The following is a 23,415-nucleotide window of genomic DNA, read 5'->3' as shown; positions in this document are numbered from 1 at the left end:
GCCGCACGGGGCCCGTCCAGCCCATCGAAGCCGGATGACCGTCACCTGACGCCGAGACGACGGGGAGGTGAACGCGGGCGCCCCGGTACGCTGGAACCCATGCTCAACATGGCCGACGGCCTCGCCCGTCTCGGCGCGCTCGCCGAGAATCCCGTCGTCCGCACCCTCGCGCAGGCGTTCGCCGAGGCCGGGTTCGAGCTCGCCGTCGTGGGCGGACCGGTGCGCGACGCCCTGCTCGGTCGGGAGACGCACGACCTCGACTTCACCACGAACGCCTCGCCCGACCAGATCCTCGCGATCGTGAAGCCCGTGGCCTCGGCGCACTGGGACATCGGTCGCGCGTTCGGAACGATCGGCGCGCGCGTGCGGGGCGAGCAGGTCGAGATCACGACGTACCGCGCCGACAGCTACGACGGGGTCACCCGCAAGCCCACGGTCGAGTTCGGCGACACGATCGACGGCGACCTCGTGCGGCGCGACTTCACCGTGAACGCGATGGCCCTCCAGGTGCCGGCGGTGAAGCTGATCGACCCGACCGGAGGCGTGGAGGATCTGGTGGCCGGGGTCCTCCGCACGCCCGCCGACCCGCGGGTGTCGTTCGGCGACGACCCGTTGCGCATGCTGCGGGCCGCCCGCTTCAGCGCCCAGCTCGGCTTCCGCGTCGACGACGACACCGCCGCCGCGATCACCGAGCTCCGCGAGACCCTGGCGATCGTCAGCCCCGAGCGCATCCAGTCCGAGCTCGTGCGGCTGATGCAGACCGACGACCCGGTGCGCGGCATCCGCGTGCTGGTCGACACCGGCCTCATCGAGGAGTTCCTGCCCGAGGTCAGCGAGCTGCGCCTCGAGGTCGACGAGCACCACCACCACAAGGACGTGTACGAGCACTCGCTCACGGTGCTGCGCCAGGCGATCGCGCTGGAGCACTCCCGGCACCCCGGCGCCGCGCCCGACGTGCCGCTGCGCATCGCCGCCCTCCTGCACGACATCGGCAAGCCGCGCACCCGCAAGCTCGAACCGGGCGGGGCCGTGACCTTCCACCACCACGACGTGGTCGGCGCGCGCATGGCCCGCAAGCGCCTGCAGGCCCTGCGCTTCGACACCGCCACGACCGACGCCGTCGCCGCCCTGATCGAGCTGCACCTGCGGTTCTTCGGCTACGCGGAGGGCACCTGGACGGACGCGGCCGTGCGCCGGTACGTGCGCGACGCGGGCGACCTGCTGGAGCGCCTCCACATCCTCACCAGGGCCGACGTGACCACGCGCAACAAGCGCAAGGCCGCCCGGCTCTCCGCGGCCTACGACGACATCGAGTCGCGCATCTCGGCGCTGCGCGAGCAGGAGGAGCTCGACGCGATCCGCCCGGAGCTCGACGGCAACCGCATCCAGCAGGTGCTGGGCATCCGCCCGGGCCGCGAGGTGGGCGAGGCGTACAAGTTCCTGCTCGACCTGCGCCTCGACGAGGGCGTGCTCGGGCCGGAGGTCGCCGAGCAGCGCCTGCGCGAATGGTGGGCCGCCCGCGGCTGACCGCCCCCTCCCCGTGCGGGGCTCAGTGCAGCGGCGGACCCACGACCGCGGCGCTGTCCGGCGGCAGCGTGAGCAGGCCGTCCGCGCGCGTGTGGGCTCCGGTCGACACGAGCTCCACCGCCTCGTCCGCGACCGCGAAGACCGCCCGGGCGGGGGAGAGGTTCACCAGCACCGACAGCGCCCCCCGGTCGATGCGGTACACGCGATGCTCCGGGCGGCCGTCGGTGGCACGCACCTCGACCCTCGCGTGCGTCGTGTCGGGCTCCGTCAGCTCCGGCCGCTCCCGGCGCAGTCGCGCGAGGTCGCGGTACAGGCGCAGCAGTCGCGCGTGCTCCGGTCGCTCGACCTCCGCCCAGTCCAGGTGCGAGCGGGCGAAGGTGCCGGGGTCCTGCGGGTCGGGCACCGCCGCCGGATCCCACCCCATGCGCGCGAACTCGGCCGTGCGGCCCTCCGCGACCGCGCGGCCCAGCTCCGGCTCCGGGTGCGACGTGAAGAACTGCCAGGGCGTTGTCGCCCCCCACTCCTCGCCCATGAAAAGCATGGGCGTGCCCGGGGCCGTGAGCGTGAGCACCGCGGCGACCGCGAGGCGATCGGGCGAGAGCGTGGCGGAGAGCCGGTCGCCCGCCGCCCTGTTCCCGACCTGGTCGTGATCCTGCGCGAAGGTCACCAGCCGCCACGACGGGACCTCGGGCGGGATCGGTGCTCCGTGCGGGCGGTCGCGGAACGTGGAGAACGTGCCGTCGTGGAAGAAGCCCCGGTCGGTGACCTTCGCCACGGCCTCCGGCGATGCGAAGTCCTCGTAGTAGCCCGTGGTCTCGCCGGTGAGCGCGACGTGCACCGCGTGGTGCCAGTCGTCCGACCACTGCGCCGTGAGCCCGTACCCTCCGGCCTCGCGCGGCAGGATCAGCGTCGGGTCATTGAGGTCGGACTCGGCGATCAGCGTGAGCGGCCGGTTCTGCTGCGCCGACAGCGCATCGACCCGCGCCGACAGCTCGCGCAGCAGATGCACGGGCCGGGTGTCGTGCAGGGCGTGCACGGCGTCGAGCCGCAGGCCGTCGACGTGGAAGTCGCGCAGCCACATCAGGGCGTTGTCGATGATGTACGCCCGCACGGCCGGCTCGTCGAGGTCGACCGAGTCGCCCCACGTGGTGCTGTCGCCCTCGCGCAGGTACGGACCGAACAGGGGCAGGTAGTTGCCGCTCGGGCCGAGGTGGTTGTACACGACGTCCTGCACCACGGCGAGGCCCCGGGCGTGCGCCGCGTCCACGAAGCGCTGATACGCCGCCGGGCCGCCGTACTCCTCGTGCACCGCGAACCAGAGCACGCCGTCGTAGCCCCAGTTCCACCGCCCGTTGACGGCGTTCACGGGCAGCAGCTCGACGTGGGTCACGCCGAGCTCCACCAGATGGTCCAGCCGGGCGACCGCCGCGTCGAGCGTGCCCTCGGGTGTGAACGTGCCCAGGTGCAGCTCGTAGATCAGCCCGCCCGCGAGCTGCCTCCCGGTCCAGTCGCTGTCGGTCCACGCGAACGCGGCGGGGTCGAACGCGGCCGAGGCCTCGTGCACGCCGTCCGGCTGCCGCCGCGACCGGGGGTCGGGGCGCAGGTGCTCGTCGTCGTCGATCAGGAAGCCGTAGCGCTCGCCGTCCGCCAGGATGCCGTCGCCCCGCCACCAGCCGTCGGCCGCAGCCGTGAGCTCCGTGTCGGTCGCGGTGCCGTCGGCCGCGAGCCGCCGCAGCAGCATCCGCCGTGCCCGCGGAGCCCACACCTCCATCACGACCGTGCTCCCCTCACCGCGCGAGCTCGATGAGCGCCACGGGATACGTGTCCAGCAGCTCGGCCAGCCGCACGGGGCCCGGGGCGATGCGGCGCCCCGTCAGCAGGTCGGTCCCGGGGATGTCCGGCCGCATCATCACGGTGTCGCCCCAGCCGCCGCGCCGCGCGAGGCCCACGGGCAACCGCGTCGCGATCGCGGTCGCCCCGCCGCGGTGCACCGCGACGGCATGCTCGGCGGCCGCCCCCTCGACCACGGCCGGGCGGTAGAAGCGGAACAGCTCCGGGTTGTCGCGGCGCAGGCGCAGCGCCCGGGAGGTGACCAGGAGCTTCGCGGCGCCGGAGTCGTCGATCGGCGGGAGGATGCCGCGGGCGACCTCGGCATCCAGCTCCCTCAGCATCCGCGCCCGCAGCGCGAAGTCGACCGGACGACGGTTGTCGGGGTCGACCAGCGACAGGTCCCACAGCTCGGAGCCCTGATACACGTCGGGCACGCCGGGGCCGGTGAGCTGCAGCAGCTTGGCGGCGAGCGAGTTCGAGCGGCCGTGGCCCGCGATCTCCGCGACGAAGCGGTCGAGGATCGGGGCGGCGTCGCCCTCGACGGCCTGGGCGACGGCCGCGAGACCCTCCTCGAACGCGGCGTCGGGGCGCTGCCAGGTGGTGCGCTCCGCCGCCTCGCGCGCGGCCTTGGTGGCGTACGCCAGCAGGCGCTCGGACGGGATCGGCCAGGCGCCGACCGCGGCCTGCCACAGCAGGGCGTCGAGCGGACCGTGGCCCGTGGTCGCCACGGCGCGCAGCTCCTCCAGCACCTCGGCCCATCGCTCCGGGATCTCGGACAGCACCGCGAGCCGCGCCCGGACGTCTTCCGAGCGCTTGGTGTCGTGCGTGGAGAGCGTGGTCATCGAGTACGGCCAGGCGGCGAGCCGGGCCCGCTGCGCCTCGTGGAACTCCTCGACCGTGACCGCGGGGATCGACGGGTCGGCCCCGACCTCCGTGAGCGTGCCCAGCCGCGTGTACCGGTAGAACGCGGTGTCCTCCACGCCCTTCGCCATGACAGCGCCGGTCACCTGGGGGAACCGCTGCGCGACCTCCAGCGACGTGTCCCTCAGCAGGGGTTCGAGCTCGGTGAACGCCGCGTCGAGGTCGGGGCGCCGCCGCCGGGCCTCCGCGAACGCCGCGCGCAGGTGCTCGCTGCCCTCCGGCAGATAGGCGCGGTACACCGGGAAGCACGCGACCAGCTCGGCGAGGGCGTCGTCGGCGTGCACGATGCCGCGCGGCAGGGTGCGCACCAGGCGCCGCACCTCCGCGACCAGCAGGGTGTCCGCGATCATCCGCTTCGTGTCGTGGATCAGGTCGGGCCACGCCGGCGCGGGCGGAAGCCCCGTCTCGGCGCGCAGTCGTGCGTCCAGGCGGTCGAGTGCGGCCACACCGTCGCGGTCGACGAACAGCCGGTCCAGCTCGGCCAGCGCGTCGTATCCCGTGGTGCCGTCCGTGCGCCACCAGGCCGGCAGCGCCTCGCCCGGCTCCAGGATCTTCTCCACGAGGGTGTACGCGCGACCGGTCGCGTCGGCCAGCTGCTCCAGGTAGCCGCCCGGGTCGACCAGGCCGTCCGGGTGGTCGACGCGGAGCCCGTCCGCGAGGCCCTCGCGCAGCCAGCGCAGGATCTCGCGGTGCGAGTCGGCGAACACGTCCGGCAGTTCCACGCGCACCCCGGCGAGCTCGGACACCGCGAAGAAGCGCCGGTAGGTGAGGTCGGTGTTCTGGTCCTCCCAGTACCGCAGCTCGTAGTGCTGGGCGGCGAGCAGCCGCGGCAGGTCGTCCGCGAGCGCGGCGGTGCCGGGGGCGAGGGGCAGCTCGTGCTCGAAGTAGCGCAGCACGCCGTCGGGGGCGTCGGCGGCCGGGGTCGCGTCGACAACGAGTTCGCCGTTCGCGCGGGCCTCGTCGGGCGCGGAGCCGAGCAGCGGCAGCAGGATCCGTCCGCCGCCGGCCGCCCAGTCGATGTCGAAGGCCGCCGCGCGCCTGGTCTGCCGCCCGAGCCGCAGCACCTCCCACCACCACGGGTTCTGTCGCGGCACCGCGACGCCCACGTGGTTGGGCACGATGTCGACCAGCACGCCCAGCCCCGCGTCGTGCGCGGCCGCGGCGAAGCGCTCGAGACCGGCCTCGCCGCCGCGGTCCGCGTCCACGCGGGAGTGGTCGACCACGTCGTACCCGTGGGTGGAGCCGTGCACGGCCGCGAGCAGCGGCGAGACGTACACCCACGAGGCCCCGAGGTCGGCGAGGTACGGCGCGAGCTCGGCCGCCGCGTCGAGCGGGAGGTCCCGGCTGATCTGCAGGCGGTACGTCGACAGTGGCCGTCGGGTCATGCGTCGGCCTGCTCGCTCTGCGAGCGGAGCGAGGCGTCCACGGAGTCGTCGGTCGCGAGGGGTTCGCCGTCGATCTCGCGCAGCACGATCATGGCCTTGCCCTCCAGCGGGATCGCGGCGCTGGCATCGAGCGGACGGGTGTCGTCGATGTCGCCGGCGGTGTCGACGGCCACCGACCACTCGCGGCCGTGGCGTTCGTCGGGCAGCACCAGCTCGACGGGTTCGTCTCCGCTGTTGAAGTACACCAGGAAGTTCACGTCCTCCACCGGGCGGCCGCGGCGGTCGTTCTCGCGGATGCCGCGGCCGTTGAGGAACATCCCCACCGAGCGTCCGAAGCCCGAGTCCCAGTCCTCCGGTGCCATCGGGCCGCCATCGGGCCGCAGCCAGACGACATCCGGGATCCGCTCGCCGTCGTCCGCGCTCGCCGGTCGCCCGTCGAAGAAGCGGCTGCGGCGGAAGGTCGGGTGCTCGCGCCGGAGTCGTGCGACCGCGGCGGTGAACTCCACGAGCGGCAGGTCGGCGGCGTCCCAGTCGATCCAGGTGAGCTCGTTGTCCTGCGCGTAGCCGTTGTTGTTGCCGTGCTGCGTGCGCCCCAGCTCGTCGCCGTGCGAGATCATCGGCACGCCCTGCGACAGCAGCAGAGTGGCGAGGAAGTTGCGCTGCTGGCGCGCTCGCCGCCGGTTCACCTCGACGTCGTCGGTCGGGCCCTCGACGCCGTTGTTGTCGGAGCGGTTGTGCGATTCGCCGTCGTTGTTGTCCTCGCCGTTGTCCTCGTTGTGCTTGTCGTTGTACGACACGAGGTCGCGCAGCGTGAAGCCGTCGTGCGCGGTGACGAAGTTGATCGACGCGACCGGCCGCCGTCCGGAGTGCTCGTACAGGTCGGCCGAGCCGGTGAGGCGGGCCGCGAACTCGCCCAGCGCCTGCGGTTCGCCGCGCCAGAAGTCGCGCACGGTGTCGCGGTACTTGCCGTTCCACTCCGACCACTGCGGCGGGAAGTTGCCCACCTGATAGCCGCCGGGCCCCACGTCCCACGGCTCGGCGATCAGCTTGACCTGCGACACCACCGGATCCTGCTGCACGAGCTCGAAGAACGCGGCGAGGCGGTCGACGTCGTAGAACTCGCGGGCGAGCGTGGAGGCGAGGTCGAAGCGGAACCCGTCGACGTGCATCTCCGTGACCCAGTAGCGCAGCGAGTCCATGAGCAGCTGCAGGGCGTGCGGGTTGCCGGCGTTGAGGCTGTTCCCGGTGCCGGTGTAGTCGGTGTAGTAGCGGCGGTCCTCTTCCAGGCGGTAGTACGCCTCGTTGTCGATCCCGCGCATCGAGAGGGTGGGCCCGAGGTGGTTGCCCTCGGCGGTGTGGTTGTAGACCACGTCGAGGATGACCTCGATACCGGCCTCGTGCAGGGTGCGCACCATGGCGCGGAACTCTTGCACCTGCTGGCCGTGCTGACCGGTCGCCGAATAGGCGTTGTGCGGGGCGAAGAACCCGAGGGTGTTGTAGCCCCAGTAGTTCGACAGACCCTTGTCCTGCAGCACCGAGTCGTTGACGAACTGGTGCACGGGCATGAGCTCCAGCGCGGTGACGCCGAGGCGCTGCAGGTGCTCGACGACGGCGGGGTGGGCGATGCCGGCGTAGGTGCCGCGCAGCTCCTCCGGGATCTCGGGGTGACGCTGGGTGAGGCCCTTCACGTGCGCCTCGTAGATCACGGTCTCGGCGTACGGGGTCTTGAGGCGACGGTCGCCCGCCCACTCGAAGAACGGGTTGATCACGACGCCCTTGACCATCGCGGCGGCGGAGTCGTCGTCGTTGCGGGAGTCGGGGTCGCCGAAGTCGTAGCCGAACAGCGACTGCCCCCAGTCGATGTCGCCGGCGACGGCCTTGGCGTAGGGGTCGAGCAGCAGCTTGTTCGGGTTGAAGCGCCGGCCCTGCGCGGGGTCGTGCGGGCCGTGCACGCGATACCCGTACAGCTGCCCCGGCTGCACGGTGGGCAGGTAGCCGTGCCACACGTACGCGTCGACCTCGGTGAGCGGCACCCGGGTCTCGGTGCCGTCGTCGTCGAACAGGCAGAGCTCCACGCTCTCCGCGCCCTCGCTGAAGAGGGCGAAGTTGGTGCCCTGTCCGTCGAACGTCGCGCCCAGCGGGTAGGCCTCGCCGGGCCAGATCTCGCGGCTCATCCGGCGAGGGTGTGGTGGCGCGAACCGGCGGCCATGGCGCTGACGATGCCGACGGCGTGGTCGAACTCGTAGACCTGCGCGACCTCGACGGCGCGCGCATAGGGGTGACCGAGGTAGCAGACGTAGAGGGGCGGCACGACGTCAATGTAACCCACGGGCGAGGCGGGGTCGACGACATATCTGTCGAAGTCGATCCGCTCGCAGGACTGCTCAGCGGCACCGGCGGACGGAGGCGTCTGCGTGCGCTGCGGGGAGCCAGTGGGGATGGGGGTCTCGACGTTCATGGCGTCTCTCCTGACTCGTGGGTGTGACCTCACGATAGGAAGCGGGACGGATTCGGAGAACGCCATTGCCAGGGCGGCCGGGAGGGGGTATGGGACCCGCCCTCCGGGCCGCCGAGCGCTCAGTTCTCGCGGCGCCTCTCGAATTCCGAGAACACGACGCCGGACTCGTACGCGGTCGTCTCCACGGCGTCGAACCGCTCGGGGCGATACGGGCGCTCGCCGAAGAGGGGGATGCCCGAGCCGAAGAGGAGCGGCTGGCGTTTGAGCACGAGCCGGTCGATCTCGTCGGCGAGGGTGGCCGCGAGGGCGCCGCCTCCGCACAGCCAGATCGCACCGCCGTCCTCCTGCTTGAGCCGGCGAACGACCTCGACCGGGTCGTCCGCGGTCACCTCCAGGTTCTCGGCCTCGGCCGTATGCGCGCGGCTGAACACGATCTGGCGCAGGTGCCGGTACGGGCTCGGCAGGCCGCCCACCTGATAGGTGTTCCAGCCCATCAGCACGGTGTCGAACACGTCGTTGCGCTGCTCGATGCCCAGCGCCTCGGCGGCGACCGTGGGGATCGTGTCGGCGAACCGGGCGTTGATGCCGTCCATGTGGTCGCCCTCGACGAGGAAGGCGTCGAACTCTCCGCCCGGGCCGGCGATGAAGCCGTCGAGCGTGACGGCCACGTAGTACACGAGTTCTCGCATGATTCTCCAATCACTACATCTGTCGCGGTTGAGACTACAACAGCCGTAGTGATTGCGCTAGGGTCGAGGCATGGTCAAGAACGAGTCGCGTCGCCGCGTGATCGCCGACGCCGGGCTGACGGTGCTGGCCCGCGAGGGCTCGCGCGGACTCACCCACCGGGCCGTCGACGTCGAGGCGCAGGTGCCCACCGGGACCACGTCGAACTACTTCCGCAGCCGCGAGGCCCTGATCGAAGGACTCGTCGACCGCATCGGGGAACGGCTCGCTCCGACCCCCGAGGATCTGGAGCGTCGCGCCGCCGGCACCCCCGGCCCCGCGCTGTTCGCCGACTACGTGCGCGACATCGTGCGTCGGCTCACCGGCGACCGCGACGTGACGCTCGCCCTGTTCGAGCTGCGCCTGGAGAGCGCCCGGCGCCCCGAGCTCGCGGCCGTGCTCGGCGCGTGGCAGCGCGCGGGCTTCGACGCCGACGTGGCCTTCAACACCGCGGCGGGCCTGCCCGGCGGACGCGCGGAGATCGCCCTGTTCCACTACGCGATCGACGGCCTCCTGCTCGACCGCCTCACCACCCCGATCGACCCCGACACCTCGACCGATGCCGTGATCGACGCCCTGGTCGCAGGCCTGCTCCGCTGAGCCTTCGGGCCCCTGCGCGGGAGGAGTCCCGCGGGGGGCGCGAGGCGATATTCCGCCGCAGGTCCAACGCTCCTACACTGAGGGCACGCCCGTTCTCGACGAAGGAGATCGCGTGTCTGCACCGTGGCAGGGAACCCACGGGTCTCTCCCCGAGGCCCCGCGCCTGCTCGTCGAGCGTGCGCACGAGGAGCTGATCGCCGGGAACCTCGACGACCGCCGCCTGCAGGAGGTGCGCCCGCTCGTCCGGGAGTCATGGGAGCGGTCATGGCGGGGTCGCGTCGGACCGGAAGGGCTTCCGCCGCTCGACCTGCACGCCGAGGAGCTGGAGGAGTACCGCCTCGCGCATCCGCTCGCCTCCGCGATGGACCTGATCCGCGCCCTGCTGCTGCCGGGCTCCTCGGAGGACTCGGGGGTCGTGATCGCCGTCGGCGACCAGGCCGGTCGGCTGCTGTGGATCGAGGGCGACGCGCAGCTGCGCTCCCTCACCGACGGCATGGGCTTCGTGGCGGGGGCGAACTGGTCGGAGGCCGCCGTGGGCACCAGCGCACCGGGCACCGCGCTCGCCCTCGGGCAGTCGGTGCAGATCCGCGGTGCCGAGCACTACAACCGGCTCGTGCACCCGTGGTCGTGCAGCGCGGCGCCCGTGCGCGACCCGGAGACCCAGCGGGTGCTCGGCGTGATCGACATCACCGGCGGCGCCGAGGTCGTCACCCCGCAGGCCCGGCTGCTCGTTGACGCGACCGCCCGTGCCGTCGAGTCCGAGCTGATGGTGGCCCGGCTGCGGCGGCGCGCCGAATCCCCGCGCAGCCGTCCCTCCCCGAAGCCCCGAGCGACGGCGACCGCCCGCGCGCGGCTGCACGTGCTCGGCCGCGACCGCGCGCGGCTGGAGACGGAGTCCGCGCACGAGGAGGCGGTGATCGAGCTGAGCGCGCGGCACGCCGCCATCCTCCTGATGCTCGCGGTGCACCGGCAGGGGCTCTCCGCCGAACGGCTGTGCGAGCTGGTGTACGGGCCCGACGTGTCGCCCGACACCCTGCGCCCGGAGATGGTGCGGCTGCGGAAGGTGCTGGAGCGCACGGCTCCCGACCTGGTGCCCGAGTCCCGCCCGTACCGGCTGCCCGTGCCGCTCGAGACCGACGCCCACGACGTGCTGTCGCTGCTCGACCGCGGCGCCCACCGCGTCGCGCTCACCGCCTACCGCGGTGCCGTGCTGCCCGAGTCGACCTCACCGGGCGTGGAGGAGTTCCGCGACACCGTGCGCGCGGCGCTCCGGGAGGCGATGCTGTCGGAGGCGAGTCTCGACGTGCTGCTCGCGTACGCGGACATCCCCGAGGGGCGGGAAGACGCGGAGGTGCTGCGGCTCGCGCTGGAGATGCTGCCCGCGCGCTCGCCGCGGCGGGCGGGCCTGGTCACCCGCATCGAACGCGCTGTCGGTGGCCCCGCGTAGCGTCCGGGCATGACCGAGATCCGTCCGTTCCGCGTGCACGTGTCCGACGAGGTGCTCGACGATCTGCGCGCCCGCCTTCGACGCGCGCGGCTGCTCGACGACTCGCCCCGGCGCATGCGCTCCGGCATGAACGCGGCCTGGCTGCGCGAGCTCGTGCATTCCTGGGCGGAGTGGGACTGGCGGGCGCGGGAGGAGTGGCTCAACGGCTTCCCGCAGTTCCTCGCCGAGGTCGACGGCACCGACGTCCACTTCGCGCACCTGCGCTCCGAGCGGACCGACGCCCCGGCGCTGCTCCTCATGCACGGCTGGCCGCACACGTTCGCGCTGCAGCTCGACGCCGCGGCGCTCCTCGACGACGTCCACGTGGTGGTCGCCAGCCTGCCCGGTTTCGCGTTCTCGCAGCCCTACGCCGACGGTCCGGCCGACGAGCGGCGCTTCGCCGCCACGATGCACCGGCTGATGACCGAGGTGCTGGGCTACGACTCCTACGTCACCTACGGCGAAGACGTCTCGGCGAACGTGAGCGATCTGATCGCCGCGTCATACCCCGAGCAGGTGGCGGGCATCGTCGCGACCCATGCGCACTTCGGCACGCCGGAGGAGCGGGCGGCCAGCGACGACCCGGAGGTGCAGGCGTTCTTCGCCCGGCTCGACGCCGAGCACGGACCGAACGGGTCGTACGGGCACGTGCAGTGGGCGCGGCCCGACACCCTGGCCGCGGCGCTCAACGACTCCCCGGCGGGGCTGCTCGCGTGGATCGCCGAGAAGCTGTCGGAGTGGGCCGACACCGACGGCGACGACCCGGCGGCCGTGCAGGCCGTGATCTCGCGCGACCGCATCCTCACCGAGGCGATGATCTACTCGGTCACGCAGAGCATCGCGAGCTCCTTCCGGCCGTACTACGAGGGCGCCGACACTCCGGCCCCGATGCCGCCGGTCACGGTCCCCGCCGCGGTGTTCATCCAGCGCCACGAGCACGACTACCCCGAGGGGCTCGCCCGCGGCTACTACCGCGACCTGCGCGTGTTCGAGCGGCTCGAGCACGGCGGGCACTTCACGATCGCCGAGGTGCCGGGGGCGATGGCCGAGCGGTTCCGCGCCTTCCTCGCCGCTCTTCCCTGAGGCTGCAACCTCCTGCAACGTTGCGCACGGGGCTGCAACGGGGAGCCGCCTACCGTCGGAGACAGCCGCTGAGCATCGAGGCCGCGGCCCACCCGTCGAAGGAGACCCCATGACCATCGTCGAAGAAGACGTGTCCCTCGCCTACGCCGCTCCGGGGCAGCCCGGTGCCGTGGCCACCTATCGCCCCCGCTACGGGCACTACATCGGCGGCGAGTTCGTCGAGCCCGTGAAGGGCCAGTACTTCGAGAACATCAGCCCGGTCAACGGCAAGCCCTTCACCGAGGTGGGCCGCGGCACGAGCGAAGACGTCGACCGCGCGGTCGACGTGGCGTGGAAGGCGTTCGCCACCTGGGGCAAGACCAGCCCCGCCGAGCGCTCGGTGCTGCTGAACCGCATCGCCGACCGGATGGAGCAGCACCTGGAGGCCATCGCGGTCGCCGAGACCTGGGAGAACGGCAAGCCCGTGCGCGAGACCCTCGCCGCCGACATCCCCCTCGCGATCGACCACTTCCGCTACTTCGCCGGGGTCCTGCGGGCGCAGGAGGGCGGCATCAGCCAGCTCGACGAGAACACCGTCGCGTACCACTTCCACGAGCCGCTGGGCGTGGTCGGACAGATCATCCCGTGGAACTTCCCGATCCTGATGGCCGTGTGGAAGCTGGCGCCGGCGCTCGCCGCGGGCAACTGCATCGTCATCAAGCCGGCCGAGCAGACCCCCGCCTCGATCCTGTTCCTGTTCGACCTGATCGGCGACCTCATCCCGGCCGGCGTCGTGAACATCGTGAACGGGTTCGGCATCGAGGCCGGGGCGCCGCTCGCGCAGCACAAGCGCATCCGCAAGGTGGCGTTCACGGGCGAGACCACGACCGGGCGGCTGATCATGCAGTACGCGTCGCAGAACCTCATCCCGGTGACGCTGGAACTGGGAGGCAAGAGCCCGAACGTGTTCTTCGAAGACGTCGCGCGCTCCACGACCGACCCGTTCTACGACAAGGCGCTCGAGGGCTTCACGATGTTCGCGCTGAACCAGGGCGAGGTGTGCACGTGCCCGTCGCGGGCGCTCATCCAGCGCTCGATCTACGACGGCTTCCTCGCCGACGGGCTGGAGCGGGTGAAGAAGGTCGTGCAGGGCAACCCGCTCGACCCGGCGACGATGATCGGCGCGCAGGCGTCGAACGACCAGCTGGAGAAGATCCTCAGCTACATCGACATCGGGAAGCAGGGCGGGGCGCGACTGCTCGCGGGCGGTGAGCGGGCCGACCTCGGCGGCGACCTGAGCGACGGGTTCTACGTGCAGCCGACCGTGTTCGAGGGCACGAACGACATGCGCATCTTCCAGGAGGAGATCTTCGGCCCTGTGCTGTCGGTCACCTCGTTCGACGACTTCGCCGACGCGATCTCGATCGCCAACGACACCCTGTACGGTCTCGGCGCCGGGGTGTGGAGCCGCAGCGGCGACACGGCCTACCGTGCCGGCCGGGCGATCGAGGCCGGCCGGGTGTGGACGAACACGTACCACCAGTACCCGGCGCACGCCGCGTTCGGCGGGTACAAGCAGTCCGGCGTCGGCCGGGAGAACCACAAGATGATGCTCGACCACTACCAGCAGACGAAGAACCTCCTGGTGTCGTACGCCGAGGGCCCGATGGGCTTCTTCTGATCCGCCTCCCGGGCGGGCGCGGCAGCGTCCGCCCGGGATACTCCGGTCGTCGAGCGAGCGACGCGCGAGCGGCGGGGTCTCGCTCGACGACCGGGCACCACGGAAGGACGAGCACATGACGGCGAGCACCCCCGAGCGGGTCGCGGTGACGGAGCCCGCGGCCGCACTCGTGCGTGAACTGACCGCGCAGCACGGTCCGCTCATGTTCCACCAGTCGGGCGGCTGCTGCGACGGCTCCGCGCCCATGTGCTACCCCGTGGGGATGTTCCTCACCGGTCCGGGCGATGTGCTGCTCGGACGGCTCGACGTGGGGCTGACCGAGCCCGTGGAAGTGTTCATGTCGGCGTCGCAGTTCGAGTACTGGAAGTACACGCACCTCACGATCGACGTGGTCCCCGGTCGCGGCGCCGGCTTCAGCGTGGAGGGCCCGACGGGTCTGCGGTTCCTCATCCGCTCGCGCATGCTCGACCCCGCCGAGCTCCTCTCCCTCGGGCTCGCCTGACCGCGCGACGCTCAGGCGGTGAGGCCGTCGAGCATTGCCCGGGAGGCGCGGGTGCGGGCGCGCAGCGCGTCGGCGAGGGCGGCGACCGCGGGGAGCCGTAGCGACTCGGGCCGGGCGACCATGTAGTACGGCAGCTTCTCGGCGAACACCGACGGCAGCAGTCGCACCAGGTCGTCGTGGCGGTCGGCGGCGAAGCACGGCAGCAGCCCGATGCCCGCGCCCGCCCTGGTCGCCTCCACGTGCACGAACACGTTCGTCGACGTGAGGCCGTCCTGCATCCCGGGCACGAGCCGGCGCGGGAGGTCGAGTGCGTCCACCTGCAGCATCGAGTCGACGAAGTACACCAGGCGATGCCGCTCCAGCTCCTCCCGCGTGGCCGGCGTGCCCGTGCGCGCGAGGTAGTCGCGCGAGGCGTACATGCCGAGGGTGTAGGTGCCGAGCTTCACCGCGTGGGCTCTGCGGGTCTGGGGTGCGCCGACCACCACCTCCAGGTCGAGCCCGGCGCGGTGCTCGGCCGCCCGACGCGTCGCGGCGACGATCTCGACGGTCAGCCGCGGATGCTCGAGGCGCAGGTCGGCGATGGCGGGCGCCGCGATGTAGGCGCTGAAGCCGTCCGTGGCCGACATCCGCACGACGCCCGCGACCGGGTCGGGGGTCTCACCGCCGCCGTCGTCGAGCTGCGACAGTGCGGCCTCGATGCGTCCTCCGGTCTCGGCGGCGGTGCGCCCGAGGTCGGTGAGCTCCCATCCGGACGCGGACTGGGCCACGACCCGTCCGCCGAGGGCGTCTTCCAGGGCGGCGATGCGCCGGGCGACCGTGGTGTGGTCGAGGCCGAGGTGCGTCGCGGCGCTCGTGTAGCGGCCGGTGCGGGCGACCGCGAGCAGCACGAGCAGGTCGTCAGCCCGGGGTCGCCTCGTCGCCTCCATTCTGCAATTATGCACAGGGGCTGCGCGTGACTGGGCATTGCTGCAGCCTCAGCGCCCGCCGACACTGGTCGGGAGGTGTCACCGTCGACACCCGAAGGAGAGACATGGCATCCCCCACTGCTGCATCCCCGACCGCCGCACCCCCGTCGAAGCTCAAGCGCGTCGTCGCGGCCTCCATGGCCGGCACCGTCGTCGAGTGGTACGAGTTCTTCCTCTACGCCACCGCCGCGAGCCTGGTGTTCGGCACCTACTTCTTCCCCGCGACCGGCTCCCCGCTCGACGGCATCATCGCCGCCTTCGTCACCTACGCGGTCGGCTTCATCGCGCGCCCGCTCGGCGGCATCGTGTTCGGGCAGATCGGCGACCGCTTCGGCCGCAAGCCCACCCTGCAGGCCACGATCATCATCGTCGGCGCCGCGACCTTCCTGATGGGCTGCCTGCCCGGGTTCCAGAGCATCGGCTACTGGGCCCCCGCGATGCTCGTGGCCCTGCGGTTCATCCAGGGCTTCGCGGTCGGCGGCGAGTGGGGCGGCGCAGTACTGCTGGTCGCGGAGCAGAGCCCCGACCGCTCGCGCGCGTTCTGGTCGAGCTGGCCGCAGGCCGCCGTCCCGGTGGGCAACCTGCTCGCCACGCTCGTGCTGCTCGTGAGCTCGTGGGTCATGAGCTCCGCCGCGTTCCTCGAGTGGGGCTGGCGCATCGCGTTCTGGCTGTCCGCCGTGATCGTCCTCGTCGGCTACTACATCCGCCGTCACGTGGAGGAGGCGCCGATCTTCCTGGAGGCGAAGGCCCAGGTCGAGACCGAGAAGGCCACCTCCTACGGCGTCGTCGAGGTGCTGCGCCGCTACCCGGTCGGCATCGTGCAGGCCATGGGCCTCCGGTTCGCGGAGAACATCGTCTACTACATCGTCGTCAGCTTCACGATCGTGTACCTCAAGACCGTGCACGAGTACGACACCAGCCAGCTGCTGCTGGCGCTGCTGATCGCACACGTGGTGCACTTCGCGGTCATCCCGCAGCTCGGCCGGCTCGCCGACCGCTGGGGCCGCAAGCCCGTGTACCTGACCGGCGCGATCCTCAGCGCGACGTGGGCGTTCTTCGCCTTCCCGCTGTTCGACACCCTCAACCCGGTGCTGATCGTGCTGGCGGTGACGATCGGGCTCTGCTTCCACGCGTTCATGTACGCGCCGCAGCCGGCCGTGATGGCGGAGCTGTTCCCGACGCGCATGCGCTACTCGGGGGTTTCGCTGGGCTCGCAGGTGACGGCCATCCTCGCCGGCTCGCTCGCGCCGATCCTGGCGATCCAGTGGCTGCGCGACTTCGGCTCCTGGCTGCCGATCGCGATCTACATCGTGATCGCCTGCGTGGTCACGGCGATCGCCGTGCTGTCGCTGCGCGAGACCACCGGCATCTCCCTGCAGGCGATCGACGACGAGGACGCGGCGCGCACCGCGGCACGGCTGGACGCGGAGAAGGCCATCGCATGACGGATCTGTCCGGACGCCGGGCCCTCGTGACGGGCGGAGCGAGCGGGATCGGCGCCGCGTGCGTGCGCGCGTTCGCCGCCGCGGGGGCCCGGGTGACCGTCGCCGACATCGACGGCGACGCGGCGCGGGCCCTCGCGGCGGAGGTGGGCGGGGAGGCGTGGCAGGTGGACCTGTCCGACGTCGCCGCGCTCGCCGAGGCGCGGATCGACACCGACATCCTCGTGAACAACGCGGGTGTGCAGCACGTCAGCCCCATCGAGGAGTTCGATCCGGAGCGGTTCTCGTTCCTCCTGCGGCTGATGCTGGAGGCGCCGTTCCTGCTGATCCGCGCCGCCCTCCCCGGCATGTACGAGCGCGGGTTCGGGCGGGTGCTGAACGTGTCGAGCGTGCACGGCCTGCGGGCTTCGCCGTTCAAGGCGGCGTATGTCGCGGCCAAGCACGGGCTGGAGGGCCTGTCGAAGGTCACGGCGCTGGAGGGCGCGGCCCACGGGGTGACGAGCAACTGCCTGAATCCGGGCTACGTGCGCACGCCGTTGGTGGAGAAGCAGATCGCGGATCAGGCGCGGCTGCACGGCATCGCGGAGGACGAGGTGCTGGAATCGGTGCTGCTCACCGAGTCCGCGATCAAGCGGCTGGTGGAACCGGAGGAGGTCGCGGCGCTCGCGCTGTGGCTCGCGGGCGACGCGGCGGGAATGATCACCGGAGCGAGCCACACGATGGATGGCGGCTGGTCGGCGCGCTGACGCGCAGGCGCGTCAGGGGCGTGTGACCTCGGCGAGCACCGTCGTGCGCAGCCAGTCGGCGTAGCGGGCGGGCGTCCACCCGGACTGCGCGACCAGCTGCTGGTAGCTCTCGGGCGACAGCAGGAACGACAGGGCATCGGCGGTCGCGTCGGTGTCGGTGGCCGCGGGGGCGATGCCGCGCCGCACCAGCTCCGCCACGAACCCGCGGTAGTCCGCCGCCCGGTTGTCCAGGATGCGGCGGAGCGCTTCGTCGACGACGGGGTCGGACAGCGCGGCCCCGAGCAGGACGGTCCACAGGCCGTGCCCGCGCTGGTTGGCCGTGGTGATCTGGGTGAGCACGCCGTCGAGGAATGCGTCGTCGGGCAGGTCGAGCAGTCCGGAGGCGACCTCCGTCTCCACGAGTGACTCCGCGGCCTCCGACCCGGAGAACGTCACCTCGAACGCGGCGATCAGCAGCTCGGCCTTCGCCGCGGTGGTCTTCACGGTCTCGGCCGACACCCCGGCCTCGCGGGCGATGGCAGCGATCGTGGTCGCCTGGTACCCCTGCGACGCGAAGAGGCGGGCGGCTGCGGCGACGATGCGCGCTCGCGTCTCCTGGGCCTGGCGGGTGCGCAGGGCGGACGTGTAGGCACGCGGGGCGGCTTCAGCCATTGACTTTCCTCAAGGGGTGATGAATACTTCGACGGTACAGTCAATCCTAACCGAAGGCACGCCATGTCCAGCTACCTCCTCACCTGCACTCCCGCTCACGGTCACGTGCTGTCCCTCCTGCAGGTCGCCCGGCACCTGGTCGACGCCGGGCACGAGGTCGGATTCCTCACCAGCGCCCGCTACGCCGACCGGGTGCTGGCCAGCGGCGCCCGCTTCCTTCCGCTGCCGCCCGAGGCCGACGTCGACCTCGACGACGCCGACGGCGCGTTCCCCGAGCGTGCGGGTCTCACCGGCCCCGCAGCACTCCGGTTCGACATGAGCACGCTGTTCGTGCGGCCCGGTGCCGCCCAGCTCGCGGCCGTGCGCGCCGAGCTCGCCTCCCGTCGCATCGACGCCGTCCTCACCGAGCCGCTCTTCGTCGGGGGTGCGCTGCTGCAGCTCCTGCCCGCGGCCGAGCGGCCGCCCGTGATCGCGCTCGGGATCTTCCCCCTCGGAGCCCGCAGCGTCGACACCGCGCCGTTCGGGCTGGGCGTCACCCCGATGCGCGGGCCGCTGGGGCGCCTGCGCAACGCGGCCCTGCGGCTCGTCGCCGAGCGCGCGATCTTCGGCGGGGTGCAGCGGGAGGCCGACGACATGGCGCGGCAGACCGTCGGCCGCGACCTCGGCGGCTTCGTGCTGGACTGGGCGGGACGCACCGACGCCTACGTGCAGTTCACGGTGCCCGAGTTCGAGTATCCGCGCGGCGACCTGCCCGACACGGTGCACTTCGCCGGACCGCTGCCCACGACCGCGTCCGACGCCCCGCTGCCGGACTGGTGGGACGACCTCGACGGCGACCGCCCGGTCGTGCACGTCACCCAGGGCACCATCGCCAACTCCGACTTCACCCAGCTCGTGCTGCCCGCGGTGCACGGGCTCGCGCCGTCCGACCTGCTCGTGGTGGTGACGACGGGCGGGCGCCCGAGGAACAGCCTTCCCGCCGACCTGCCGGAGAACGTGCGGGTGGCGGAGTACCTGCCGTACGACCGGCTGCTGCCGAAGATCGACGTGCTGGTCACCAACGGCGGGTACGGCGGTGTGCAGCAGGCCCTCGCCCACGGGGTGCCGATCGTCGTCGCCGGCCAGACGGAGGACAAGGTGGAGGTCTCGGCGCGCGTGGGCTGGTCGGGCGCCGGCGTGAACCTCCGCACCAACACCCCGGCGTCCGCCCAGATCGCCGCGGCCGTGCACCGCGTGCTGGCGCAGCCCTCGTTCCGCGTGGCGGCGGAGCGCATCGGCACGTCGATGCGGTCGGCCGATGCGTGGTCGACCCTGGATGGGGTGCTCGACCGGGTGACGCGGTCGTGGCCGGCGCGGGAGACCGTCGCGGAGGGCTGAGCGAGCGGTCCATTCCGGCGCATGGACGCAACAGGACGCAACGTCGACCGGTATACCATCCTGGGCAGGCGCCTCCCGGTGTCAGTCCCCAGCTGACCTGGCGGGCGCGACGGCATCGCCGTCATGCGGAGGGAACGTCGGAATTCCTTTCGATCCCGAGGGGGGATGGGGTGGGAGTCGATCCCCAGACGACACCCACCCCCACTTCGCACGCGGTCAGTTCCAGCGCGTCAGCAACCAGAACGCCGCGAAGCCGATCACCACGATCAGGGGAAGCCACGTCCCGGTGCGCTTGAGGCGTCGTCCCTGCGGCGCGACGCCCGGCGGCGGAGTCAGCAGGCCGACCGGCGGAGCGAACGGCAGTGCGTGCCCGCCGGAGGATCCCGCCGTGACGGGCGGCGTCCGCTGCGCAGCCAGCCGATCGTCGCGCCATCGCGCCCACTGGTCGAACTTCGTCAGCAGCGCGCCGACCGCGCCGAACAGCCACGCCCACGTCGCCGGATCCAGCGTCGACGCCTTGCGCTGCGTGTACAGGAACAGCCAGTCGTCGACGATCTCCACGTCGAGCTGAGCGGCGTTGTCGATGAACCGCGCCATGATGTCGGGCGTGAAGAGGTAGAGCGCATCCTGCTCGTAGCCCTCGGGGCAGTACAGGGTGAAGTGCCGGTCGAAGTCGCCCTCGAGCGACAGCCGCTGCGCCCGCTGGAACGACGCCGGCAGGTTGGAGCCGAAGCCGTTGTTGCCCGTCGCGTCGAGCACGATGTTGGGCAGCGGCACGTCGAGCTTCACGGCCACGTAGCCCCAGCGGTAGGTCGTGGAGTTCTTCCCCGACTGCACCGTGTACTGGTAGTTGCCGAACTCCACGAACCGCGGGTGGCTGCCGCGCACCAGGTCCGTGGCGAGGCGCGACCGGCCCAGCTGGAAGATCATGCCGGGCAGCGGCGGGTCGTCCACGCGCGGCTCGTACGTCATGCCGTTGGCCTGGGCGAAGCGGTGCAGCCGGTAGCGGGTGGCCTGACCGTTGCGCACGGCCATCCAGATGAGCACGCCGACCGCGGCCGCGAGCAGCACGATCAGCACGAGCGGGATCGCGGCCGCGCCGGGGGATCCGGTGGATGCGGCCAGGCTCAGCACCACCGTGAACAGGATCGGCAGCATCACCAGCCCGGCGATCGACACGGCGACGATCGCGATGATGGAGGACACCGCCATGCCCGATGTGCGCCGCGACCGCAGCTCGGCGGCGAAGGCGCGCACGGCGGCCGGGTCGACCGGTTCCGTGAGGGGACGGGCGTCGAAGCTCGGCGCTGGAGCGGGCGCCGTCACCGGTTCACCTCGTCGGCGTCCCACGTGAGGTCGGCGCCCTCGCGCAGGGCCAGCGCCTCCAGCCGCTCGTCCGTGCAGATCGCGCGGACGAGCTCGGGCGAGCCCGCGACGATCGTCGAGTCGAAGTCGATCTCCGAGACCATGACCCAGGCGCGGTCGTCGGGCCACAGCAGGCTCGGACTCTGCGCCGACGGCGGGAACCCGTGCTCCTCGGCGGCGAGGTCGCGCCACGGCGCCCGCAGGACCCAGTCCGGATCGGCGAACTCCGATGCTCCGGCGGTGAACGGCACGTGGTCGCGCTGGGGGAGCCGCAACCGGGGCCCCTCCGAGATCTCGCGTGACAGGATGCCCTCCTGCCAGGTGGGCTTGCGGAAGCCGTTGTTGAACGGATCGTGGGTGCTGCGCTCCAGCATCGCCCGGTGGTGGGGGTCGTCGTCGAACCCGAGGAACGCGCGCGACGGCGTCTGTCCGAAGAAGCCGACCAGCCCGCCCCATCCCTCCCACAGCGCCGCGACCCCCGCGTCGGGTGTCGCGGTGTGCGCGGCGAGGTGGCCCGCCAGCACGGACAGCAGGTCGGGGTCGAGCTCCCCCTCCGCAGGGGCGTTGTACTCGCGCCCGTCCGGGCCGATCCGGGTGCGCCAGTCGCCGTCGACCGGGGTGCGCACGATCCGCTGCCACTGTGCCAGTGCGTGCATCGTGGTGCCGAAGACCGCGGCGGTGTCGGCCCAGGTCACGCGCTCGCCGGAGAACTGCGCGTCGAGCCGGCGGCGCTCGGGTTCCGGCAGGCGCTCCCACTCGTCGGGGGTGGGGTACGGGCGGTCGGGCAGGGAGCGCACGACCCCCGGATGGAACACGCGCGCGTAGGCGGGGAACCCGCGCGGCACCACGCCGTGCATGCTCGCGGTCACGTCGTCGTCGAGGCGGTCGCGCAGCCAGGCGCCGGGGCTCGGGTCGGCCATCCACTCCATGCGACCCACGGTACCGGCCGGGCCCGGGCGCCCGGCCTCCCGCGCGGCGGCGTCTGCGGCATCCTCCATAATCGAGGGGTGACTGCGACTGCGACCCTTCCCTCCCTCGACGGCCGACGCTTCCGCATGGTGTCGTCCACCACCTCCGCCGTCGACCCCGACGCCCCCAGCATCTTCGAGTACTTCGAGCGCGACGGCGCCATCTGGGGCGGGTACGAGGGCGACACGGTCACGTTCGGCAAGTTCGTCGGAACCCGCACCGCCGACACCATCTGGGTGTCGTTCGTGCACGTGCTCAAGACCGACGGCACCGTCGTCACCGGCGACGGCGAGAGCGAGCTCGAGCTCACCGACGACGGCCGCATCCGCCTCGTCGAGCACTACGAGATGCACGGCCTGCCGCAGCTGAGCGTGGTCGAGGAGATCTCCGCCGCCTGACCCCCGGTCAGCGGGGCGGCCTCGTAAGCGCCGATGTCAGGTAGCGTGTTACACGTGACGAACAAGAGCAAGCAGCTCGGGATTTGCCAGGTGGCGAGTGGCGGAGGCGGAGGAACGTGCACGATCGCGAACTCGTACACCGTGAGCACTCACATTGATGCATCATTCGGTCTCTCAACCGCGACGGTAGCCGCGGGCATCGGTATCAGCGAAGACAAGACGGTCACGAGTTCCATTCAATGGACGTCGCCGGTTGCACCCGCGGGAGCCTCCTATAAAGCTTGGGCTGTCGGCACCCGAGTGACCTATCAGATCCAGAAGTGGAAGCTGACCAAGGCGCACGGGAGGTCCGCGCAGACGCTTCTATCGACGAGTCGTGTGCTGACGGCTTTCAGCCCCGTCCCGGGCTTCACGGTTGGTCAGTGACTCGTGGCAAGGAAATCGAGGAGGTTCGCGCGGCTCGGCGCCTGGGTGCTTGCCGTCGCCACACTGTCGATGGGGATCTTCTTCACCGTTTCGAGAACCGTGAGCGTAGCCTCACCGGTGCCCGGGGCGACGGAGTCCTTCGAGATCCATCCGGTCGACGTGACCGGGGTCGGGCTCGCTCTTCTCGTGGTGGGTCTCGTGATCCTCGCTGCGCTGCTCATCCTCGAGGGATACGGCCGGAGCGACACCGAGCGCTGACCCCGGGTCAGCGGGGCGGGAGGGTGTCGCGGCCGGGGGAGGCGGGCGTCCAGCGGGTCATGCCGAGCGGCACCTCGGTGTCGCGCTCCGGGAGGTCGGCGGGCAGCAGGTAGGGGCGGCGGACCACCTCGTCGAGCACCACGACGCTGACCACGGTGCGCACCTCGGGCAGCTGCGCGATCACCCCGGTGGAGAACTCGTGCACCCCGCTGACGTCGACCGCGCGGATCAGCAGCATCGCGTCGTGCTCGCCCGTGGTGATGGCGCACCACTCCACGTCGGGCATCTCGATGATGCGCTCCCGGAACGAGGCCCAGGCCTGAGGCATGACCGTGACGAACACGAGCGCGCCGATCGAGAGTCCGGCCTTGGCGTGATCGACGCGGGCGCTGAAGCCGGTGATGACGCCGTCGTGCACCAGGGACTCGACCCGGGTGTACGCGCTGGCGCGGGAGATGCCGACCTTCTCGGCCAGTGCGGCGATCGAGACGCGACCGTTATCACGCAGCACATCGAGGATTCTGTACGCCGTCTCATCCAGTGGGGCGGCACTTCGTCCAGAAAGCTTCGACGGATCCGCATCCTTGCTGGACATATTGCTCCTGACATCCGAGGTTCTGGACAAAGCGTGCCGATGTGA

At 71.8% G+C, this 23,415-nt stretch carries 22 protein-coding genes; 12 read left to right on the top strand and 10 right to left on the bottom strand.

Annotated features, from left to right (window positions below; genetic code table 11):
* Positions 1–99: 99 nt before the first annotated feature.
* Positions 100–1,527 carry a CCA tRNA nucleotidyltransferase gene (locus KV394_RS05150; RefSeq protein ID WP_247982465.1) on the top strand — a complete coding sequence of 476 codons (1,428 nt, stop codon included), beginning with the start codon at positions 100–102 and terminating at the stop codon, positions 1,525–1,527.
* Between the two features lie 22 nt (positions 1,528–1,549).
* Here the strand turns inward: KV394_RS05150 and treZ are convergent, their stop codons facing one another.
* The 5 genes from treZ to KV394_RS05125 all read right to left on the bottom strand — a co-directional run bounded on the left by treZ (position 1,550) and on the right by KV394_RS05125 (position 8,810).
* Entirely contained in the window at positions 1,550–3,298 is a 1,749-nt protein-coding gene (gene treZ / locus KV394_RS05145) for a malto-oligosyltrehalose trehalohydrolase (RefSeq protein ID WP_247982843.1), read from the bottom strand.
* Positions 3,299–3,314: 16 nt separating this feature from the next.
* Entirely contained in the window at positions 3,315–5,663 is a 2,349-nt protein-coding gene (gene treY, locus KV394_RS05140) for a malto-oligosyltrehalose synthase (protein ID WP_247982464.1), read from the bottom strand.
* Positions 5,660–7,837 (bottom strand): glycogen debranching protein GlgX, encoded by a 2,178-nt coding sequence (gene glgX, locus KV394_RS05135; protein WP_136046094.1) that lies wholly within the window; start codon positions 7,835–7,837, stop codon positions 5,660–5,662. Before glgX ends, treY begins: the two co-directional genes overlap by 4 nt.
* Positions 7,834–8,121: a hypothetical protein gene (locus KV394_RS05130; protein ID WP_247982463.1), complete on the bottom strand. Its 288-nt coding sequence runs from the start codon at positions 8,119–8,121 to the stop codon at positions 7,834–7,836. The genes glgX and KV394_RS05130 overlap by 4 nt, the downstream gene beginning before the upstream one ends.
* Positions 8,122–8,240: 119 nt before the next feature.
* Positions 8,241–8,810 carry a dihydrofolate reductase family protein gene (locus KV394_RS05125; RefSeq protein ID WP_247982462.1) on the bottom strand — a complete coding sequence of 190 codons (570 nt, stop codon included), beginning with the start codon at positions 8,808–8,810 and terminating at the stop codon, positions 8,241–8,243.
* A gap of 70 nt (positions 8,811–8,880) precedes the next feature.
* On the opposite strand from KV394_RS05125, the gene KV394_RS05120 reads away from it, so the two are divergent.
* From KV394_RS05120 to KV394_RS05100, 5 genes are all read left to right on the top strand, one after another.
* On the top strand, positions 8,881–9,447 hold the full coding sequence (locus KV394_RS05120) for a TetR/AcrR family transcriptional regulator (RefSeq protein ID WP_136033830.1): 567 nt from the start codon (positions 8,881–8,883) through the stop codon (positions 9,445–9,447).
* A 112-nt stretch (positions 9,448–9,559) separates the two neighbouring features.
* Positions 9,560–10,894 (top strand): GAF domain-containing protein, encoded by a 1,335-nt coding sequence (locus KV394_RS05115; RefSeq protein ID WP_136033832.1) that lies wholly within the window; start codon positions 9,560–9,562, stop codon positions 10,892–10,894.
* A gap of 9 nt (positions 10,895–10,903) precedes the next feature.
* The gene (locus KV394_RS05110) at positions 10,904–12,016 is read left to right on the top strand and encodes an epoxide hydrolase family protein (RefSeq protein ID WP_247982461.1); all 1,113 of its coding nucleotides are present in this window, start codon (positions 10,904–10,906) and stop codon (positions 12,014–12,016) included.
* Positions 12,017–12,125: 109 nt separating this feature from the next.
* A complete protein-coding gene (exaC, locus tag KV394_RS05105) occupies positions 12,126–13,676 on the top strand; it encodes an acetaldehyde dehydrogenase ExaC (protein ID WP_206252179.1) in 1,551 nt (516 codons plus the stop codon).
* 115 nt (positions 13,677–13,791) lie between these two features.
* Complete coding sequence (locus KV394_RS05100) at positions 13,792–14,178, top strand: DUF779 domain-containing protein (protein ID WP_206252180.1); 387 nt, start codon at positions 13,792–13,794, stop codon at positions 14,176–14,178.
* 11 nt (positions 14,179–14,189) lie between these two features.
* Here the strand turns inward: KV394_RS05100 and KV394_RS05095 are convergent, their stop codons facing one another.
* The gene (locus tag KV394_RS05095; RefSeq protein WP_136046087.1) at positions 14,190–15,104 is read right to left on the bottom strand and encodes a LysR family transcriptional regulator; all 915 of its coding nucleotides are present in this window, start codon (positions 15,102–15,104) and stop codon (positions 14,190–14,192) included.
* A 104-nt stretch (positions 15,105–15,208) separates the two neighbouring features.
* Between KV394_RS05095 and KV394_RS05090 the strand changes: the two genes are divergently transcribed.
* Entirely contained in the window at positions 15,209–16,588 is a 1,380-nt protein-coding gene (locus KV394_RS05090) for an MFS transporter (RefSeq protein WP_136035285.1), read from the top strand.
* Positions 16,585–17,331, top strand: a complete 747-nt coding sequence (locus KV394_RS05085) for a 3-hydroxybutyrate dehydrogenase (protein WP_247982460.1) — start codon at positions 16,585–16,587, stop codon at positions 17,329–17,331. The genes KV394_RS05090 and KV394_RS05085 overlap by 4 nt, the downstream gene beginning before the upstream one ends.
* 12 nt (positions 17,332–17,343) lie before the next feature.
* Here KV394_RS05085 and KV394_RS05080 read toward each other — a convergent pair whose 3' ends face one another.
* Entirely contained in the window at positions 17,344–17,982 is a 639-nt protein-coding gene (locus tag KV394_RS05080) for a TetR/AcrR family transcriptional regulator (RefSeq protein WP_136045389.1), read from the bottom strand.
* Positions 17,983–18,045: 63 nt separating this feature from the next.
* On the opposite strand from KV394_RS05080, the gene KV394_RS05075 reads away from it, so the two are divergent.
* Positions 18,046–19,359, top strand: a complete 1,314-nt coding sequence (locus KV394_RS05075; protein WP_247982459.1) for a glycosyltransferase — start codon at positions 18,046–18,048, stop codon at positions 19,357–19,359.
* A gap of 216 nt (positions 19,360–19,575) precedes the next feature.
* Here KV394_RS05075 and KV394_RS05070 read toward each other — a convergent pair whose 3' ends face one another.
* Both KV394_RS05070 and KV394_RS05065 read right to left on the bottom strand, forming a co-directional pair.
* Positions 19,576–20,685 (bottom strand): hypothetical protein, encoded by a 1,110-nt coding sequence (locus KV394_RS05070; RefSeq protein WP_136044608.1) that lies wholly within the window; start codon positions 20,683–20,685, stop codon positions 19,576–19,578.
* Positions 20,682–21,644, bottom strand: a complete 963-nt coding sequence (locus KV394_RS05065) for a hypothetical protein (RefSeq protein WP_247982458.1) — start codon at positions 21,642–21,644, stop codon at positions 20,682–20,684. The genes KV394_RS05070 and KV394_RS05065 overlap by 4 nt, the downstream gene beginning before the upstream one ends.
* 87 nt (positions 21,645–21,731) lie before the next feature.
* On the opposite strand from KV394_RS05065, the gene KV394_RS05060 reads away from it, so the two are divergent.
* The 3 genes from KV394_RS05060 (at position 21,732) to KV394_RS05050 (ending at position 22,775) form a co-directional block, all read left to right on the top strand.
* Positions 21,732–22,091 (top strand): hypothetical protein, encoded by a 360-nt coding sequence (locus tag KV394_RS05060; protein ID WP_247982457.1) that lies wholly within the window; start codon positions 21,732–21,734, stop codon positions 22,089–22,091.
* Positions 22,092–22,145: 54 nt separating this feature from the next.
* Positions 22,146–22,517, top strand: a complete 372-nt coding sequence (locus KV394_RS05055; protein WP_136035824.1) for a hypothetical protein — start codon at positions 22,146–22,148, stop codon at positions 22,515–22,517.
* A gap of 99 nt (positions 22,518–22,616) precedes the next feature.
* Entirely contained in the window at positions 22,617–22,775 is a 159-nt protein-coding gene (locus tag KV394_RS05050; protein WP_168387164.1) for a hypothetical protein, read from the top strand.
* Positions 22,776–22,782: 7 nt separating this feature from the next.
* On the opposite strand, the gene KV394_RS05045 is transcribed toward KV394_RS05050, so the two are convergent.
* Positions 22,783–23,370, bottom strand: a complete 588-nt coding sequence (locus KV394_RS05045; protein ID WP_206252186.1) for an Lrp/AsnC family transcriptional regulator — start codon at positions 23,368–23,370, stop codon at positions 22,783–22,785.
* Between the last annotated feature and the right edge of the window lie 45 nt (positions 23,371–23,415).

It is taken from the genome of Microbacterium sufflavum, from assembly GCF_023101165.1.
GTDB lineage: Bacteria > Actinomycetota > Actinomycetes > Actinomycetales > Microbacteriaceae > Microbacterium > Microbacterium sufflavum.
This window is presented reverse-complemented; position numbering and strand designations above follow the sequence as displayed.

Excerpts from the sequence above, each read along its gene's own strand:
- KV394_RS05090 (WP_136035285.1), top strand. The coding sequence starts at position 15,209 with ATGGCATCCCCCACTGCTGCATCCCCGACCGCCGCACCCCCGTCGAAG.
- KV394_RS05045 (WP_206252186.1), bottom strand. The coding sequence starts at position 23,370 with ATGTCCAGCAAGGATGCGGATCCGTCGAAGCTTTCTGGACGAAGTGCC.
- KV394_RS05080 (WP_136045389.1), bottom strand. The coding sequence starts at position 17,982 with ATGGCTGAAGCCGCCCCGCGTGCCTACACGTCCGCCCTGCGCACCCGC.
- KV394_RS05150 (WP_247982465.1), top strand. The coding sequence starts at position 100 with ATGCTCAACATGGCCGACGGCCTCGCCCGTCTCGGCGCGCTCGCCGAG.
- treY (WP_247982464.1), bottom strand. The coding sequence starts at position 5,663 with ATGACCCGACGGCCACTGTCGACGTACCGCCTGCAGATCAGCCGGGAC.
- KV394_RS05100 (WP_206252180.1), top strand. The coding sequence starts at position 13,792 with ATGACGGCGAGCACCCCCGAGCGGGTCGCGGTGACGGAGCCCGCGGCC.
- KV394_RS05085 (WP_247982460.1), top strand. The coding sequence starts at position 16,585 with ATGACGGATCTGTCCGGACGCCGGGCCCTCGTGACGGGCGGAGCGAGC.
- glgX (WP_136046094.1), bottom strand. The coding sequence starts at position 7,837 with ATGAGCCGCGAGATCTGGCCCGGCGAGGCCTACCCGCTGGGCGCGACG.
- KV394_RS05110 (WP_247982461.1), top strand. The coding sequence starts at position 10,904 with ATGACCGAGATCCGTCCGTTCCGCGTGCACGTGTCCGACGAGGTGCTC.
- KV394_RS05130 (WP_247982463.1), bottom strand. The coding sequence starts at position 8,121 with ATGAACGTCGAGACCCCCATCCCCACTGGCTCCCCGCAGCGCACGCAG.
- exaC (WP_206252179.1), top strand. The coding sequence starts at position 12,126 with ATGACCATCGTCGAAGAAGACGTGTCCCTCGCCTACGCCGCTCCGGGG.
- KV394_RS05095 (WP_136046087.1), bottom strand. The coding sequence starts at position 15,104 with ATGGAGGCGACGAGGCGACCCCGGGCTGACGACCTGCTCGTGCTGCTC.
- KV394_RS05065 (WP_247982458.1), bottom strand. The coding sequence starts at position 21,644 with ATGGCCGACCCGAGCCCCGGCGCCTGGCTGCGCGACCGCCTCGACGAC.
- treZ (WP_247982843.1), bottom strand. The coding sequence starts at position 3,298 with ATGGAGGTGTGGGCTCCGCGGGCACGGCGGATGCTGCTGCGGCGGCTC.
- KV394_RS05075 (WP_247982459.1), top strand. The coding sequence starts at position 18,046 with ATGTCCAGCTACCTCCTCACCTGCACTCCCGCTCACGGTCACGTGCTG.
- KV394_RS05120 (WP_136033830.1), top strand. The coding sequence starts at position 8,881 with ATGGTCAAGAACGAGTCGCGTCGCCGCGTGATCGCCGACGCCGGGCTG.
- KV394_RS05125 (WP_247982462.1), bottom strand. The coding sequence starts at position 8,810 with ATGCGAGAACTCGTGTACTACGTGGCCGTCACGCTCGACGGCTTCATC.